Raw genomic sequence first — 16932 nt, forward strand, 5'->3', positions numbered from 1 at the left:
AAGCGGGAGGGTGCATGTCGGTCTATCTCGACCACGCCGCCACGACGCCGCTCCGGCCGGAAGCGCGCGACGCCTGGCTCGCCGCCCACGACGTGCTCGGCAATCCGTCGTCGATCCACGGCGCCGGTCAGGCCGCGCGCCGACTGTTGGAGGACGCGCGCGAGAGCCTCGCCGAGAACCTCGGATGCCAGCCCATCGAGGTCGTGCTCACCTCGGGCGGCACCGAGGCGACGAACCTCGCCCTCAAGGGGCTGTGGTGGTCGCGCGAGCCCGGCACCGACACGGTGGTCCTGCCCGACGGTGAGCATCACGCGACGCTCGACACCGTGGCGTGGCTCACGACGTCCGAGGGCGCGCGCGTGCGGGCGGTGGGGCTCGACGGCCTCGGTCGGATCCCTGTCGCTTCCTTCGCCGAGGCGCTGCCCGGGTCGGCGCTCGCGACAGCCCTCGTGGCGAACAACGAGGTCGGGACGGTCCAGGATGCCGCGGGCCTCGCCCGTGTCGCCGCCGACGCCGGCGTGCCCCTTCACCTCGACGCGGTGTCGGCGCTCGGACAGGTGGACGTGGACTTCGCGCGCTGGCGCGGGGACGGGAACAGCCCCGCGGGACTCGTCGCGCTGTCGGTCTCCGCGCACAAGGTCGGCGGTCCGGTCGGTGTCGGTGCCGCGGTCGTGTCGCGCCACGCACGGCTCACCCCGCTGCTGCACGGCGGTGGACAGCAGCGCGGACTCCGCGCGGGGACCCAGGATGCCGCGGGGGCCGCCGCATTCGCCGCCGCGGCGCGCGCGACCGAGGCGGAGCGCGAACGCGAGTCCACGCGGCTCGAAGCCCTGCGACGGCGGTTGGTCAGTGGCATCCATCGGGCCATTCCGGCGGCCCGCCTGCTCGGTGATCCGGACGACCGGCTGCCGGGCAACGCGCACGTGCTGTTCCCGGGGGCCGCGGGGGAGACGCTGCTGTTCCTCCTCGACATGGCCGGGATCTCGGTCTCGACCGGATCGGCGTGCCAGGCCGGCGTCGCCGAGCCGTCGCACGTCGTGCTAGCGCTCGGGCTCGATGACCGTGCCGCCCGGTCCGTGCTCCGGTTCACCCTCGGACGCACCTCGACGGATGCGGACGTGGATGCCGTGCTCGCGGCGCTCCCGTCCGTGTACGAGCGGGCCGTGGCATCCGGCGCCCGTTCAGCGCACGCTTCGTAGACTGGGGCGATGCGAGTTCTGGCGGCGATGAGCGGTGGCGTGGACTCCGCGGTGGCTGCGGCACGCGCGGTCGAGGCGGGGCACGACGTCGTCGGCGTGCATCTTGCCCTGTCGCGCGCGGGCGGAACTCTCCGCGCGGGAAGCCGCGGCTGCTGCACGATCGAGGACGCCATGGACGCGCGCCGCGCGGCGGACAAGCTCGGCATCCCGTTCTACGTCTGGGACTTCTCCGAGCGCTTCCGCGACGACGTCATCGAGGACTTCGTCTCCGAATACCGCGCCGGCCGCACGCCGAACCCGTGCATGCGCTGCAACGAGAAGATCAAGTTCGCGGCGCTCCTCGAGCGCGCGCTCGAGCTCGGTTTCGACGCCGTCTGCACCGGCCACTACGCGACGCTCGTCGACACGCCCGACGGACGCGAATTGCACCGGGCCTCGGATGCCGCGAAGGACCAGTCGTACGTCCTCGGCGTGCTGACCGAGGCGCAGCTCGCGCACACGTACTTCCCGCTCGGGTCCACGCCGTCCAAGGCCGTGGTGCGCGCGGAGGCCGAGGCGCGCGGCCTGTCGGTCGCGCAGAAGCCCGACAGCCACGACATCTGCTTCATCCCGGACGGCGACACGCGCGGCTGGCTCGCCGACCGCGTCGGCGCGGAGCGGGGCGAGATCCTCGATCGCTCGGGCGCCGTGGTGGGGAGCCACGACGGTGCGCACGCCTTCACGGTGGGGCAGCGCCGCGGGCTGCAGCTCGGCGTTCCCGCGCCCGACGGCAAGCCGCGCTTCGTGCTCGAGGTGCGGCCCGTGAACAACACCGTCGTCGTGGGTCCCAAGGAGGCGCTCGCGTGCGCCGAGATCTCCGGTGACCGCTTCACGTGGGCGGGCCGTGCGCCCTCCGCGTCCAGGTTCGACTGCCACGCGCAGATCCGCGCGCACGCCGACCCGGTGCCCGCGACAGCGACGTGGGAGAACGGCACGCTCACCGTGCGCCCCGACGAGCCGTTCGACGGCGTCGCGCCCGGGCAGACGGCGGTGCTCTACGACGGCACGCGCGTGATCGGCCAGTTCACGATCGCGCGGACGGTGTCGGCGGTTCCCCTCGAGGCGTGAGCCTGCGGCCGCCGGCCGGGGCCTGCTGGCCGCGTCGGCGGTGACGAGCGGAGGGCCTGGGAGGAACGGAGGGCCGCGGGGCGGCATCCATCCTCCGCCCGCCCCTTCTCCTCCCGCCCTCACCGGTGGGGCAACCCCCGCGGGCGATGTCGGGGGCCCTCCCTAAGCTGGATGCGTGACCGAGCACGACCAGCTTCCCGACCTGACCCTCGACGAAGCGCGCACCGAGGCCGCCGATCTGACGGAGCGCATCGTCGGCGCGCGCGACGCGTATTACGGGCGGGATGCCGAGCTCGTCGACGACGCGACGTACGACGGATGGATGCATCGACTCGAGGCCATCGAGCGGCTGTATCCCGAGCTCCAGGGCCAGGACAGCCCGACGCTGTCCGTGGGAGCGGCCGAGGCCACGGACCTCGTCACGATCGAGCACGCCGAGCGGATGCTGAGCCTCGACAACGTGTTCTCCCCGGAGGAGCTGCGCGACTGGGCGCTGAAGACCGAGGCATCGGCCGGACGACCGGTGAACTGGCTGAGCGAGCTGAAGATCGACGGCCTCGCGATCAGCCTCCGGTACGAGAACGGTGAGCTGACCTCGGCGGCCACGCGCGGAGACGGGCGCGTCGGCGAGATCGTGACCGACAACGCGCTGCGCGTCGCGGGGATCCCGCGCGAACTCTCGGGCGAAGGGCACCCCGCGCTCGTCGAGGTGCGGGGCGAGGTGTTCATCCCGGTCGCCGCGTTCGAGAACCTGAACCGCCTCCAGGGGGAGTACCGCGAGCGAGCCGTCGCCGAGGCGCGCGAGCGGACGATCGCACGCCGCGGTGGCGCGAAGGCGTTCGACCTCGAAAAAGCCGAGCAGGCCGCGGCGCGGCGCTTCCCGGCGTTTGCGAACCCGCGGAACGCCGCGAGCGGTGGCCTGCGCCAGCAGATCGAGAAGAAGACGGGGCTCGAGCTCGAGGCCGGCCTTGCCCGGATCGCCTCGCTCGCGCTGTACGTCCACGGCATCGGGGCGTGGCCCGACCCGCCGGTCGCCGCCCAGAGCGAGATCTACGACCTGCTCGCGTCGTGGGGGCTGCCGACGTCGCCGTACAGCAAGGTCGAGTCGAGCGTCGACGGTGTTCTCGGCTTCGTCGCGCACTACGGCGAACACCGCCACGAGGTCGAGCACGAGATCGACGGCGTCGTCGTGAAGGTCGACGAACTCGCGCTGCACGACGAGCTCGGTGCCACGAGCCGCGCGCCGCGTTGGGCGATCGCGTACAAGTACCCGCCCGAGCAGGTGAACACGAAGCTCCTCGACATCGTGGTCTCGGTGGGCCGGACCGGCCGGGCGACCCCGTTCGCCGTCATGGAGCCCGCGCGCGTGGCGGGCAGCGTCGTGCGCCAGGCCACCCTGCACAACCAGGACGTCGTCAAGGTCAAGGGCGTCCTGATCGGCGACACTGTCGTGCTGCGCAAGGCGGGCGACGTCATCCCCGAGGTGCTCGGACCCGTGGTCGAGCTGCGCGACGGCACCGAGCGCGCGTTCGTCATGCCGACGAACTGCCCCGAGTGCGGTACGCCCCTGCGCCCCGCGAAGGAAGGCGACATCGACCTGCGATGCCCGAACGCGCGGTCGTGCCCCGCGCAGGTCCGCGGTCGGGTGGAGCACATCGGCTCGCGCGGCGCGCTCGACGTCGAGGCGCTCGGCGAGGTCACGGCTGCGGCGCTGACCCAGCCCGACGTCCCCGCCCAACCACCGCTCGACACCGAGGCCGGCCTCTTCGATCTCACGCTCGAACAGCTCGTCCCGATCGAGGTCGTCGTGCGCGACGCCGAGACCGGCGAGCGCAAGATCGACGACAACGGAAGAGAGGTGCGGCGCGCACCGTTCCAGAAGTTCGGTCCCGCGACCTACCCACCGGGAACCGAGAACCTCGACCCCGCCGAGCGCCGCAAGCGCGGCATCCGCAAGAACTATCACGAGGTGCTGCCGTCCGAGCAGGCGATCAAGCTCATCGCCGAGCTCGAGAAGGCCAAGACCAAGGACCTCTGGCGTCTGCTCGTCTCGCTCAACATCCGCCACGTGGGCCCGGTCGCCGCGCGTGCCCTCGCGCAGTGGTTCGGATCCCTGGATGCCATCCGTGCGGCGTCACGCGAGGAGCTCGCCGCGGTCGAGGGCGTCGGCGGCATCATCGCCGACGCGGTCATCGACTGGTTCGAGGTCGACTGGCACCGTGACATCGTGGATCGGTGGACGGCGGCCGGCGTCCGCTTCGCGATCCCCGGCCACCCCGGGCCGGGCGCCGCCGCTGAGGCCGGGGGAGTCCTCGCGGGCCTCACCGTCGTCGCGACCGGTTCACTCGAGGGCTACAGCCGCGAGGGCGCGCAGGAGGCGATCATCGCGGCGGGCGGTAAGGCGGCCTCGAGCGTGTCGAAGAAGACCGACTTCGTCGCCGCCGGCCCGGGCGCCGGCTCGAAGCTGGCGAAGGCGGAAGAACTCGGCATCCGGATCCTGGATGCCGCGCAGTTCCGCATCCTCGTCGAGCAGGGACCCGATGCGCTCGAGCCCGCAACACCCTGAACCGAGGTCACCCGCTCGACGAAGAGCGGGGGCGGAGCGCCGAACGCCCCGCCCCCGCTTCGACTCGATGAGGATCAGCCCTCGCAGGCCTTGCCGGCGGCGGTGAAGCTGTTCTGCAGCGCGGTCACCTGCGTGCCGAGTTCGCTCGCCTTGCTCGGGTCAGCCGTGACCTCTTCGAGGAACGCGACGTAGTTGCTGAGCGTGGCGCTGGCGTCCTGCGCGGCCGGGGCGATCTCGGCGTTCGTGATGCCCTGGAAATCGCCCTGCACCTTGGTCACGAGCTCCTTGAATGTCGCCATCGCCGCCGCCGGGTCGGACGTCGACATGGAGCTGCTCGCCTGTGACACGTCGGTGAACGAGTCGATGATGATCTTGCACGCGTCGGCCTTCGACTGCTCCGCCACGGGTGCGGCGGCCGACGGCGCACTCGATGGGGCGGAGCTGGGCGCGGCCGCATCGCCCTGGTCCGGAGCCGATCCGCCGCCGGAGCAGCCGGCGAGAAGAAGCAGAGCGGCCGCGGCGCCAACGGCGAAAGGTGCGCGGATGGTCTTCATGTGATGCCCCCAAGAGTCACTTCGGGGCCTGGATCGACCCCGTTGCCACCGTAGCGGGGTGCCCGTGACCGCGACGCTACCCCTTGCGCGAGCGGCGACAATCGGGCACAGCCCTCACTTCGCGAGGAGCTGTTCCTTCACCTGGCGCCGCAGCACCTTCCCGATGAGCGACTTCGGCAGCTCGTCGACGACGACGATGCGGCGCGGCACCTTGTACGGCGTCAGGATGCCACGCGCGAACGCGCGGACCTCGTCGGTGTCGAGCTCGCATCCGTCCGCCACGACGACCGCCGCCACGACCTCTTCGCCCGAGTGCTCGCTGGGGAGCCCCACGACCGCGACGTCGGCGATCGACGGGTGCTGCCGCAGCACGTTCTCGACCTCGGTCGGGGCGACGTTGAAGCCGCCGGTGATGATGAGCTCTTTGATGCGGTCAACGATCCGCACGAAGCCGCCGTCGTCGATCGTCACGATGTCGCCGGTACGGAACCATCCGTCGACGAAGACGGCCTCGGTCTCCTCTGGCTTGCCGTAGTAGCCCGAGAACACCTGCGGCCCGCGCACCACGAGCTCGCCGCGGCCGCCGGGCTCGACGTCGGTGTGTGGGTCGTCGGGGTCGACGACACGGCACTCGGTACCGGGCAGCGGGAGCCCGACGGTCCCGGGCACGCGGTTCTCGGCCACGGGGTTGGCCATGAGGACGGGGGAGCACTCGCTCAGCCCGTAGCCCTCGACGAGGTAGCCGCCGGTGGCCTTCTCGAACGGCACGACCAGCTCGTGCGGAAGGGCCATGGCTCCCGAGATCGCGATGTCCGTTCCGGCGAGCGACACGCCCTGGGCCTCCGCGGCCGCGAGCAGGCGCTCGGCGATCGGCGGCACGAGCGGGAGGAACGTCGCCGGATGCCGCTTCGTGACGGCGAGGACCATGTCGGGGTCGAAACGCGGGAACAGCACGAGGCGTGCGCCCATCGACATCGCGAAGGTGAGGCATAGCGTGAGCCCGTACGCGTGGAACATCGGGAGCACCGCGTACACGACGCACCCTTCGCCGCGGACGATCGAGGGCACCCACGCCCGCGCCTGGGCCGCGTTCGCGAGCAGATTGGCGTGCGTGAGCATCGCGCCCTTCGGCGTCCCCGTCGTGCCGCTCGTGTACTGGATGATCGCGAGATCCCCGGTGGCCGGACGCGGATGCGTCTCGGCGAGCGGGTCGTGGCGGAGGAGCTGCGCCCAGGGCGTGGCATCCGTCGTCTTCTCCGTCAGTGCGGACCGCGCCTCGCGCGCCTTGGCGATCGGCAGCCGGAGCGCGAGGCGCATGCGTAGCGGCATGGCTTGCGTGACGTCGACCGAGACCAGCGTGGTCACCCGCAGGTCGGCGGGGAATTCCTGCACGGTCTTCACGACCTTGCTCCACACGATCGCGTGCTTCGCGCCGTGGTCCTCGAACTGCTTGCGCAGCTCGCGCGCCGTGTAGAGCGGGTTGTGCTCCACGACGACCGCGCCGAGGCGCAGCACGGCGTAGAACGCCACGATGTGCTGCGGGCAGTTCGGCAGCACGATCGCGACGGGGTCGCCCGCCCGCACGCCGTGGGCGGCGAGGGCCGCGGCCACCCGCGCCACCTCGGCCGACAGATCGGCGTAGGTGGTCTCGCGGCCGAAGAACTCCAGCGCCGGAGCCTTCGGGTAGTCGCGGGTCGAGGCGTCGAGGATGTCGACGAGCGACCCCGACTGCGGGTCGAGGTCCTCCGGCACTCCGGCGGCGTAGCTGGCGGTCCAGGGGCGAGGCGGGTCGAAGCTCGTCACCGTCCCAGCGTAGGCCGGGGCCGGTCTCGGCGCGCGGTGACCGCGAACTAGACTTGCCGGGTGTCTGAAATCACCCCTGATCTCGTGCGCCATCTCGGTGTGCTCGCTCGGATCGAGTTGAGCGACGAAGAGGTCCAGAGCCTCACCGGGCAGCTGGATGCCATCGTCGACAACATCGCGAAGGTGTCCGAGGTGGCCACGCCCGACGTCGTCGCGACGAGCCACCCGATCCCCCTCGAAAACGTCTTCCGCCCCGATGTCGTGCAGCCGCAGCTCACCCTCGAGCAGGTGCTGCAGAACGCGCCCGACCAGGCCGACGGCCGGTTCCGGGTGACCGCGATCCTGGGGGAGGAGCAGTGAGCGACCTCACGCGCCTGAGCGCCGCCGACCTCGCCGCCGCCCTGTCCGCGAAGGAGGTGTCGAGCGTCGAGGCGACGCAGGCGCACCTCGACCGCATCGCCGCCGTGGACGGCGACGTGCACGCGTTCCTCCACGTGAGCGACCACGCTCTCCACGTCGCGGCCGACATCGACCGCCGCCGCGCCGCGGGGGAGGAGCTGCACGAGCTCGCGGGCGTGCCGCTCGCGGTGAAGGACGTGCTCGTCACGACCGACATGCCGTCCACGAGCGGGTCGAAGATCCTCGAGGGCTACCTGTCGCCCTACGACGCCACCGTCGTCGCGCGCTCGCGCGCCGCGGGACTCGTGCCGCTCGGCAAGACGAACATGGATGAGTTCGCCATGGGCTCGTCGACCGAGTTCTCCGCGTACGGTCCGACGCACAACCCGTGGGACCTCGACCGGATCCCCGGCGGTTCGGGCGGCGGTTCGGCCGCGGCCGTGGCCGCGTTCGAGGCGCCCCTCGCGCTCGGCTCGGACACCGGTGGCTCGATCCGCCAGCCCGCGCACGTGACGGGCACCGTCGGCGTCAAGCCCACGTACGGCGGGGTCAGCCGGTACGGCGCGATCGCCCTGGCATCCAGCCTCGATCAGGTCGGTCCCGTGACGCGCACCGTGCTCGACGCCGGACTCATGCACGACGTGATCGCCGGGCACGACCCGCACGACTCGACGTCGCTCACCGACGCGTGGCCGTCGTTCGCCGCGGCAGCCCGCGAGGGAGCGTCCGGGGAGGTCCTGAAGGGTCTCAAGGTCGGTGTCATCCGCGAGCTCGACGACCGCGGCTTCCAGAAGGGCGTCTCCGACTCGTTCCGCGCCGCTCTCGCCACGCTCGAGGCCCAGGGAGCGGAGATCGTCGAGATCAGCGCCCCGCACTTCGAGTACGGGGTCGCCGCGTACTACCTGATCCTTCCCGCCGAGGCATCCAGCAACCTGGCCAAGTTCGACTCGGTGCGTTTCGGTCTGCGGGTGACGCCGCAGGGCACCCCGACGGTCGAGAACGTCATGGCCGCGACGCGCGACGCCGGGTTCGGTCCCGAGGTCAAGCGTCGCATCATCCTCGGCACCTACGCCCTGTCGGCCGGCTATTACGACGCCTACTACGGCAGCGCCCAGAAGGTTCGCACGCTCATCCAGCAGGACTTCGCGGCCGCGTTCGCGAATGTCGACGTCATCGCGACGCCGTCGGCGCCGACCACGGCGTTCCGCCTGGGCGAGCAGCTCGACGACCCGCTGCAGATGTACCTCAACGACGTGACGACGATCCCGGCGAACCTCGCCGGCGTGCCCGGCATCTCGATCCCGAGCGGCCTGGCCGAGGAGGACGGGCTGCCCGTCGGCATCCAATTCCTCGCCCCCGCCCGCGAGGACGCGCGTCTCTACCGCGTCGGCGCGGCCCTCGAGGCGCTGCTGGTCGACCAGTGGGGCGGACCGCTGCTGGACCGGGCCCCCTCTCTCACGAACGGAGCGACGCGCTGATGGCGAAAGACGCGCTGATGGACTTCGACGAGGCGCTCGAGCTGTTCGAGCCGGTCCTCGGCTTCGAGGTCCACGTCGAACTGAACACCGCGACGAAGATGTTCTCCTCCGCGCCGAACCCGGCGAACGAGGCGAACCACGGCGCCGAGCCGAACACGCTCGTCGCCCCGGTCGACATGGGTCTGCCGGGTGCGCTGCCGGTCGTGAACGCCGAGGCGATCCGCTCGTCGATCAGCCTGGGCCTCGCGCTCGGCTGCTCGATCGCGCCGTCGAGCCGCTTCGCGCGGAAGAACTACTTCTACCCCGACCTCGGGAAGAACTATCAGATCTCGCAGTACGACGAGCCGATCGCGTTCGAGGGATCGGTCGAGGTCGAGCTCGAAGACGGCACGATCGTCACCGTGCCGATCGAGCGTGCCCACATGGAAGAGGATGCCGGCAAGCTCACGCACATGGGCGGTTCGACCGGACGCATCCAGGGCGCCGAGTACTCGCTCGTCGACTACAACCGCGCCGGCGTGCCGCTCGTCGAGATTGTGACGAAGCCGATCTTCGGCGCGGAGCACTCGGCTCCCGCGCTCGCGAAGGCGTACGTCGCGACGATCCGCGACATCGTGCGGGCCCTCGGCATCTCGGAGGCGCGCCTGGAGCGCGGCAACCTCCGCTGCGATGCGAACGTCTCGCTGCGTCCGCGCGGACAGGAGAAGCTCGGCACCCGTACCGAGACGAAGAACGTCAACTCGATGCGGTCCGTCGAGCGCGCGGTCCGGTACGAGATCCAGCGGCAGGCCGCGATCCTCGCCGCCGGCGGCGCGATCACGCAGGAGACGCGGCACTGGCACGAGGACACCGGGCGCACGTCGCCGGGTCGTCCGAAGTCGGATGCCGACGACTACCGCTACTTCCCCGAGCCCGACCTGCTGCCCGTCGTTCCGGCGCCCGAGCTGATCGAGGAACTGCGCGCCGCGCTGCCCGAGCCGCCGGCCGCACGCCGTCGCCGCCTCAAGGCCGACTGGGGCTTCGCCGACATCGACTTCCAGGGCGTCGTCAACGCGGGACTGCTCGACGAGGTCGAGGCCACCGTCGCCGCCGGTGCGACTCCCGCCGCCGCGCGGAAGTGGTGGCTGAGCGAGATCAGCCGCATCGCGAACGCAGAGGAGCGCGAGCCGGCCGAGCTCGTCAGCCCCGAGAACGTCGCCGCGCTGCAGCAGCTCGTCGACGCGGGAATCCTGACCGACAAGCTCGCGCGGCAGGTGCTCGAGGGCGTCATCGCCGGCGAGGGCACTCCGCAGGAAGTCGTCGACGCCCGCGGTCTCGCCGTCGTGTCCGACGACGGCGCACTGATCGCCGCGATCGACGAGGCCCTGGCCGCGCAGCCCGACGTGCTGGCGAAGATCCGCGATGGCAAGGTCCAGGCCGCCGGCGCGGTCATCGGCGCCGTCATGAAGGCGATGAAGGGCCAGGCCGACGCCGCGCGTGTGCGCGAGCTCGTGCTGGAGCGCGCCGCCGCACAGTAAGCACCCCGGATGCCACGGCTCCCTCCCCGCGGGGTGGGGGTCGTGGCATCCGTCGTTCCCGGGGTAGGGCTTGCGGGTGCGCAAGCTCAGCGATTTGCCTCGGGTCAGTCGACTTCGGGGGATTTGGGCTGAGGTTAGGCGGATCGCCGAGGTTGTGCTGACGGGTCGGAGTGGGCGGTGCTCGGGGCGTGGCCGGCGTAACCTCAGCGATTCGCCTCGGATCAGTTGGCTTCGGGGGCTTCCGGCTGAGGTTGTGCGGATCACTGAGCTTGCGCGGTCGTGCGCTCAGCACGGCGCTGCCCCGAGACCTCCCGGCGGCACAAGGTCCGCGATCCGCCCAACGTCAGCCAGCTCGGCGAGATCGTGGCTGAGGTTGTGCGGATCGCTGGGGTTGTGCGCGGCCGCCGGGCCGACGCTGCCGGGTGGGTGGGTCGTTGCGTAACCTCAGCGATTCGCCGCGGGTCAGTTGGGTTCGGGGGCTTGCTGCTGAGGTTGCGCGGATCGCTGAGGTTGCGCGGCGCCGCCGCCCGCGCCGGGCGCGATGTCGGAGGCCCGGGGGAGAATGGATGCCATGGGACGCGGAGACGGCACGGGGCGCATCGTCTCGCCGCCCGACGCCGACGACACGGGAGCGGGCATCCTGCACGTCGACATGGACGCGTTCTTCGCGTCGGTGGCCGTGCTGGACGATCCGTCGCTCGCGGGGAAGCCGCTCATCATCGGCGGGTCCGAGGGGCGCGGTGTCGTCTCGAGCGCGTCGTACGAGGCGCGCCGCTACGGCGTGAAGTCCGCCATGCCCGTCGCCGTCGCCCTGCGGCTGTGCCCGAACGCGATCGTGGTGAACCCGCCGTACTCGCGGTACACCGAGATGTCGCGTCAGGTCATGGCGATCTTCGACGAAATCACGCCGCTCGTCGAGCCACTGTCCATCGACGAGGCGTTCCTCGACGTCCGAGGCGCCCGGCGGCTGTGGGGGAGCCCCGGAAAGATCGCCCGCGACCTCCGCGCCCGTGTGAAGGAGAGGACGGGCCTGACTTGCAGCGTCGGGGTCGCCGCGACGAAGCACGTGGCGAAGATGGCATCCACGATCTCCAAGCCCAACGGTCTCCTGATCGTCGCCGCGGCCGACACCGAGGCGTTCCTGCGCCCGCGATCGGTCCGCGCGCTGTGGGGCGTGGGGCCGAAGGCCGCGGAGGCGCTCGAGTCCCGTGGCATCCGGCTGATCTCCGACGTCCTCGACACCCCGCGCCCCGCGCTCGAACAGGTGCTGGGGCCCGCGATGGGGGAACGGATCTGGCACCTCGCGCGGGGCATCGACGCGCGCGAGGTGCACACCGGACGCACCGAGAAGAGCGTCGGCCACGAAGAGACGTTCCATACCGACATCTCCGACACCCGCACGCTCCACGTCGAGCTGCGGCGGCTCGCCGACCGCGTCGGCGCGCGCCTGCGGAGCCAGGAGTTCGAGGCATCCACGATCTCCATCAAGGTCCGCTTCAGCGATTTCACGACCCTGAGCCGCTCGCGCACGCTCCCCGAGCCCACGTCGGTCGGCCAGCGGATCGGGGATGCCGCGATCGAGCTGTTCGACGGGATCGACCGGCGCCAGGCGGTGCGGCTCGTGGGCGTGCGCGGCGAGAAGCTCCGGCCGACGGCGGCCGCCGCGACGCTGTGGGACGACGACGCCGAGTGGCGCCGCGTCGAGGGGGCGCTCGATGGCGCGGCTGCCCGGTTCGGGCGTGGTGCGGTGACCCGCGGCTCGCTGCTCGGACCCTCGCGCGGCGGCGGCGCCCTGCCCACGAACCCGCGGCCGTCGTACGAGCACTGACACGGCGTGCCCTCGGGCGCAACACCCCTGGGCCGTGTCGGAACCGGCGGGTACGGTGGGCGCATGCCCAACATCGCACTGGAACTCGGCAAGCAGTCCACCAGCTTCGGCGTCACCGCCGCCTACGGCGAGCAGCAGGACGTCGACGGCGTCCGCATCGTCCCCGTCGCCCTCGTCTGGTCCGGCTTCGGAGGCGGCTCCGACGAGCGCGGCAACGAGGGCGGGGGCGGCGGCGGGTACACGCTGCCGCTGGGCGCGTACATCCGCCGCGGCGACGACCTCCGCTTCGACCCGAACCTCGTGTCGCTGCTCGCCGTCGGCATCCCGTTCGTGTGGGTGGCCGGTCGCGCCCTCAGCCGTGTCATCCGCGCCCTCAAGAAGTAGCGCCGATCCCCTCGACGACGCTCTGGCCCAGGCGGTCCGGGCGATCTCGTCGCGGGTGGAAGCGGTGGGAGCGTCGAATCCCGTCGTCCTGATCGACGGTCGGAGCGGTGCGGGGAAGAGCTCGCTGGCGCGACGGCTCGTGGCCGAATGGCCGGGGCGCGGTCGCGTGCAGCTCGTCGCTCTCGACGACCTCTACCCGGGCTGGGGGGGACTCGCCGAGGGCGCGGAGTACGCGCGCGAGTCGATCCTGCTGCCGCACGCGAAGGGCGGCGTCGGGATCTGGCAGCGCTGGGACTGGGAAGCGGGGGAGCGGGCGGAGGCGCACGCCGTCGACCCGTCGCTGCCGCTCGTCGTCGAGGGTTCGGGCGTCCTCACTCCTGCGGCCGCGAAGCTCGCTGATGTCGGCGTCTGGGTCGACGCTCCCGACGGTTCACGGAAGGATCGCGCGCTGCGACGCGACGGCGACACCTATCGACCCCACTGGGAGCGCTGGGCCGCTCAGGAGGACGCGCATCTCGCCGAGCACGAGCCGCAGGCGCTGGCATCCCTCGTCGTGTTCGTCCCGTGAGTCAGGCCCGGGGCGGGTGGTCCAGGTTCCGGTCGAGGGCGGTGACGAGACCGTCGAGGCGGTAGCCGATCCAGTCGTAGATGCCGAAGCGCGCGTCGCCGGGGATGTGGCGATCGTCGTCCTGGATGCCGAGTCGCGTCGCCAGTACGAGGCGCACCGCCGAGAGGGTCCGCATCCACGCGCGGGCTTCGGTCTCCCCGAGCGCCACCGTGATCGTGGTGTCGGGGTCGCTCTCGGGGTCGAGCTCGCCGCCGTCCATGCCGAGGGTGTTCAGGACGATCCCCGCGTCCTCCACACGGCGGTCCAACATGTCGGCCCCGGTCAGGCGGCGGAACTCGCGGCTCGCCGCCTCGTCGTCGGGGTAGGCGTCCGGCAGCAGGCGCGTGACGGCGGGGTCGTGCTCCCGGTCGGCGTCGGCGACGAGGTCGCGGAACTGACCCACGATCCCCGCCAGGTGCAGCGCTTCGAGGCCGCTGATCTCCATCACGACGATACGGTCGTTCATTCGGCGTCCTTCCGCACGGTGGCCCACAGGCCGAACTCGTGCATGGCTTGCGCGTGCAGCTCCATGAGCTCGCGGGGTCCGCGCGCGACGACGGCGTGGCCGTCATGGTGCACGGAGAGCATGAGGCGGTGCGCGGTGGCGGCGTCGAATCCGAAGTAGGTGCGGAAGACGTGGACGACGTAGCTCATGAGGTTGACCGGGTCGTTCCACACCACCGTCTGCCACGACATCGGCGGGACGACCTCGAGGTCGGTGACCTCGTCGACATCGGGGGATGCCACTCCGGCCATCACGCCCACCCCAATTCGTGGAGACGTTCGTCGTCGATGCCGTAGAAGTGCGCGATCTCGTGGACCAGGGTCGTGTGGATCTCGTCGCGCAGTTCCTCTTCGTCGGCGCACGCTGCCAGGTGGGGCTCGCGGTAGACGATGATGCGGTCGGGCAGCTCGCCCACCCCGTACCGCTCGCGCTCCGTCAAAGCCCACCCGTCGTACAGGCCGAGGAGATCGAGCGACCCGTCCTCGGGGCGGTCCTCCACGACGAAGACGACGTTGTCGAGCCCTTCGACCATGTCGTCGGGGAGAAGGTCGAGCTCCGCCACGACGAGCGCCTCGAACGCCTCGGCGTCGAGGTCGAGCGTCGCCTGCTGCGCGGCGTCCTCGTGCATGCGTCTCCCGATCGTGCGAACGGAGGGATGGATGCCACCCGCCCCGTTCGATCGATTCTATGAGCCGCTGCGGGCCACCGGCCGGAACGCTCGCGGACGTCGACCCCGAGCGGGTGAGGTGGCGCAGCGGCGAGACTCCAGAAAGTTAGCCTGAGCGGATGCTGAGAGATCGCGGGCGCAGGGGGCGGCCCGACTCCACAACTTCACCCCTCACCACAAGGACTCGCCGAGCGGATATCGATGGCCTGCGCGCCGTCGCTGTGCTCCTCGTCGTCGTCAACCACGTCTTCGGGTTCCCCGTGGGCGGGTTCATCGGCGTCGATGTCTTCTTCGTCATCTCCGGATTCCTGATCACCGGACTCCTTGTTCGCGAGTACGACCGAAACGGTCGCATCTCGATACAGGACTTCTACGTTCGCCGCGCGAAGCGAATACTGCCGGCAGCGGTGGCGACACTCCTCGTGACGGTCATCCTCGCCTTCATCGTCTGGTACCGACCGAGAGCGTTGCAGACTCTCTACGACGCGGTTGCGGCGCTGTTGTTCGCGAGCAACTGGCACTCGGTGCGTCTCGGCACAGATTACCTGCAGGCCGACGCGCCGCCATCGCCGGTGCAGCATTTCTGGTCGCTGTCGGTGGAGGAGCAGTTCTACATCTTCTGGCCGCTCCTCATCATCGCCACGCTGGCCGTGCTCGTGCGCCGACTGCGCTGGAACCGCACCGTGGTTCTGCTCGTCGTCCTGGGCGGCGTCAGCGTGGCGACTTTCGCGTGGGCGGTGCTGATCACCGATCGCGCTCCGGAATTCGCGTACTTCGACACCGTCTCGAGGGTGTGGGAGCTGGGCGCGGGCGCAGTCCTCGCGGTCGTGGCGCCTCGGGTGCGGCTGTCGGTGGCGCTCGCTTCGACATTGACGTGGGCCGGCTTGCTCGTGATCGTGGCGGGGGCGTTCCTCTTGAGCGCAACGAGTCCGTTCCCCGGGCCATGGGCCATCGTCCCCGTCGGGGGCACGGTCCTGGTGCTCACCGCCGGATGCGCCGGCTTCCGCACGACACCTGTCTTGAGCAACCCGGTCACACAATACGTGGGACGGATCTCCTACTCGCTGTACCTGTGGCACTTCCCTCTCATCGTCTTCGCACATTCGCTGTTCGGGAACTCCGCGCTCGTCAACATCGTCTCCTTCGGGTTCATGCTGGCCGTCTCAGCTGCGTCGTACCGATGGATCGAGCAGCCGTTCCAGCGCACCAGGGCCACGCGCGGCAGGGCCACACGCGGCAGGAGGCAGATGCGCCTCACGGGGCAGTTGGTCCTTGCAGCCACAGTCGCATTCGTCTTGGTCGGCGCGTCGGCGGCACAACTGCGCGGCCCGGACACGCTGGTCTCACCGCTCAGTGCGACTGCTCCCGCGACGAAGAAGCCCGCGCAGATCGACCCGGTGCTCGATACCCCCGAGCGTGTCTCCGAGGCCGTGGTGAAGGCACTCGAGGACCCTGCGTCTGTGGATGTCGACGTGTCGGGGCTCAGTGCCTCGCTCGCGACGCCCGAGATGAGCTTGGTCGACGGATGTCGGAACAGTCTGGCGAAGACCGGCGAACCGAACGTGTGCGACTACCCCGGTGGACCTCAGAGAGCGCTCATCGTCGGAGACTCCGTCGCGATGTCCTGGGTGCCGGCAATTCGCGAAGCCCTACCGGGGTGGAGCATCACCGCGATCGGGTACGCGGCGTGCCCTGCCGTGCCGGTCGACGTCGGGGACGCGGGCGTGGCTGCTCTCTGCAACAAGGCGCAAGAGGCGATGCTCGGCTTCGCCGGTGATCTTGCCCCCGACCTCGTGTTCACGTCCTCCGCTCAGAGCAGTCTCACCCGGCTCTCCAGCGGTGCTGCGCCCGACGCGGCAGCGCGGGAGTGGGACGAGGCGACGGTGCGACTGGTTCAGGCCGTGGACGGGGATGTAGTGATCCTCGGAAGCCCTCCCGCAGGGATTCACCCGAACGAGTGCCTGACTCGATTCACCGGGATAGACGCGTGCGCCTCGGAGATCGATGACCTCTGGTACGTGAAGCGCGAGGCGGAAGCCCGCGCAGCGGCAGCAAGCGGTGCACGCTTCATCGACGTGGAGAACTGGTTCTGTGCTGACCGCGCGTGCCCGATGGCGCTCGGTTCGACGGTTCTTCGCTATGACGGTGCGCACCTCACCCATGACGCGTCGGCGAGCTACGGTCGCGTGCTGAATCAGGCGCTCGCTTTGGGGGACTAGCAGTGGTGTGTTCCCTGCGCCGCGCGGTGGCGCGTTGCAGGGAACACACCCTCGACCTCGTACGCGGGGTCGATCCTCCGATGACCGCGGGTCGTCGCG

15 protein-coding genes are annotated in these 16932 nt (G+C 70.8%); 10 read left to right on the forward strand and 5 right to left on the reverse strand.

Annotated elements, in window-relative coordinates; translation table 11 throughout:
• Nucleotides 1-14: 14 nt before the first annotated feature.
• The 3 genes from RKD05_RS14480 (at nt 15) to ligA (ending at nt 4872) form a co-directional block, all read left to right on the forward strand.
• Nucleotides 15-1199, forward strand: a complete 1185-nt coding sequence (locus tag RKD05_RS14480) for a cysteine desulfurase family protein (RefSeq protein ID WP_424710987.1) — start codon at nt 15-17, stop codon at nt 1197-1199.
• A gap of 9 nt (nt 1200-1208) precedes the next feature.
• A complete protein-coding gene (gene mnmA / locus RKD05_RS14485) occupies nt 1209-2306 on the forward strand; it encodes a tRNA 2-thiouridine(34) synthase MnmA (RefSeq protein WP_424710989.1) in 1098 nt (365 codons plus the stop codon).
• 175 nt (nt 2307-2481) lie between these two features.
• Complete coding sequence (ligA, locus tag RKD05_RS14490; protein WP_424710991.1) at nt 2482-4872, forward strand: NAD-dependent DNA ligase LigA; 2391 nt, start codon at nt 2482-2484, stop codon at nt 4870-4872.
• 74 nt (nt 4873-4946) lie between these two features.
• Here ligA and RKD05_RS14495 read toward each other — a convergent pair whose 3' ends face one another.
• Complete coding sequence (locus RKD05_RS14495) at nt 4947-5426, reverse strand: hypothetical protein (protein WP_424710992.1); 480 nt, start codon at nt 5424-5426, stop codon at nt 4947-4949.
• Between the two features lie 114 nt (nt 5427-5540).
• Nucleotides 5541-7229 (reverse strand): long-chain-fatty-acid--CoA ligase, encoded by a 1689-nt coding sequence (locus RKD05_RS14500; RefSeq protein WP_424710993.1) that lies wholly within the window; start codon nt 7227-7229, stop codon nt 5541-5543.
• 60 nt (nt 7230-7289) lie between these two features.
• On the opposite strand from RKD05_RS14500, the gene gatC reads away from it, so the two are divergent.
• The 6 genes from gatC (at nt 7290) to RKD05_RS14530 (ending at nt 13403) form a co-directional block, all read left to right on the forward strand.
• Entirely contained in the window at nt 7290-7589 is a 300-nt protein-coding gene (gatC, locus tag RKD05_RS14505) for an Asp-tRNA(Asn)/Glu-tRNA(Gln) amidotransferase subunit GatC (RefSeq protein WP_022877561.1), read from the forward strand.
• Entirely contained in the window at nt 7586-9106 is a 1521-nt protein-coding gene (gene gatA, locus RKD05_RS14510) for an Asp-tRNA(Asn)/Glu-tRNA(Gln) amidotransferase subunit GatA (RefSeq protein ID WP_424710995.1), read from the forward strand. The genes gatC and gatA overlap by 4 nt, the downstream gene beginning before the upstream one ends.
• Nucleotides 9106-10623 carry an Asp-tRNA(Asn)/Glu-tRNA(Gln) amidotransferase subunit GatB gene (gene gatB / locus RKD05_RS14515; protein ID WP_424710996.1) on the forward strand — a complete coding sequence of 506 codons (1518 nt, stop codon included), beginning with the start codon at nt 9106-9108 and terminating at the stop codon, nt 10621-10623. Before gatA ends, gatB begins: the two co-directional genes overlap by 1 nt.
• 571 nt (nt 10624-11194) lie before the next feature.
• Nucleotides 11195-12451 (forward strand): DNA polymerase IV, encoded by a 1257-nt coding sequence (locus RKD05_RS14520; protein WP_424710998.1) that lies wholly within the window; start codon nt 11195-11197, stop codon nt 12449-12451.
• 63 nt (nt 12452-12514) lie between these two features.
• Nucleotides 12515-12835, forward strand: a complete 321-nt coding sequence (locus tag RKD05_RS14525; protein WP_063257583.1) for a hypothetical protein — start codon at nt 12515-12517, stop codon at nt 12833-12835.
• Entirely contained in the window at nt 12810-13403 is a 594-nt protein-coding gene (locus RKD05_RS14530; RefSeq protein WP_424711000.1) for a hypothetical protein, read from the forward strand. Before RKD05_RS14525 ends, RKD05_RS14530 begins: the two co-directional genes overlap by 26 nt.
• A gap of 1 nt (nt 13404) precedes the next feature.
• Here the strand turns inward: RKD05_RS14530 and RKD05_RS14535 are convergent, their stop codons facing one another.
• Genes RKD05_RS14535 through RKD05_RS14545 form a run of 3 tightly spaced genes read right to left on the reverse strand, consistent with a single transcriptional unit; the run spans nt 13405 to nt 14575 of the window.
• Nucleotides 13405-13908 carry a DUF2017 family protein gene (locus tag RKD05_RS14535; protein ID WP_424711002.1) on the reverse strand — a complete coding sequence of 168 codons (504 nt, stop codon included), beginning with the start codon at nt 13906-13908 and terminating at the stop codon, nt 13405-13407.
• Entirely contained in the window at nt 13905-14198 is a 294-nt protein-coding gene (gene clpS, locus RKD05_RS14540) for an ATP-dependent Clp protease adapter ClpS (RefSeq protein WP_424711868.1), read from the reverse strand. Before clpS ends, RKD05_RS14535 begins: the two co-directional genes overlap by 4 nt.
• Complete coding sequence (locus RKD05_RS14545; RefSeq protein ID WP_424711003.1) at nt 14198-14575, reverse strand: metallopeptidase family protein; 378 nt, start codon at nt 14573-14575, stop codon at nt 14198-14200. The genes clpS and RKD05_RS14545 overlap by 1 nt, the downstream gene beginning before the upstream one ends.
• Nucleotides 14576-14733: 158 nt before the next feature.
• On the opposite strand from RKD05_RS14545, the gene RKD05_RS14550 reads away from it, so the two are divergent.
• Nucleotides 14734-16833 (forward strand): acyltransferase family protein, encoded by a 2100-nt coding sequence (locus RKD05_RS14550; protein WP_424711005.1) that lies wholly within the window; start codon nt 14734-14736, stop codon nt 16831-16833.
• The last annotated feature ends 99 nt before the right edge of the window (nt 16834-16932 follow it).

Origin of the sequence: Microbacterium sp. SLBN-111 (assembly GCF_049739645.1) — a bacterium.
Classification (GTDB): domain Bacteria; phylum Actinomycetota; class Actinomycetes; order Actinomycetales; family Microbacteriaceae; genus Microbacterium.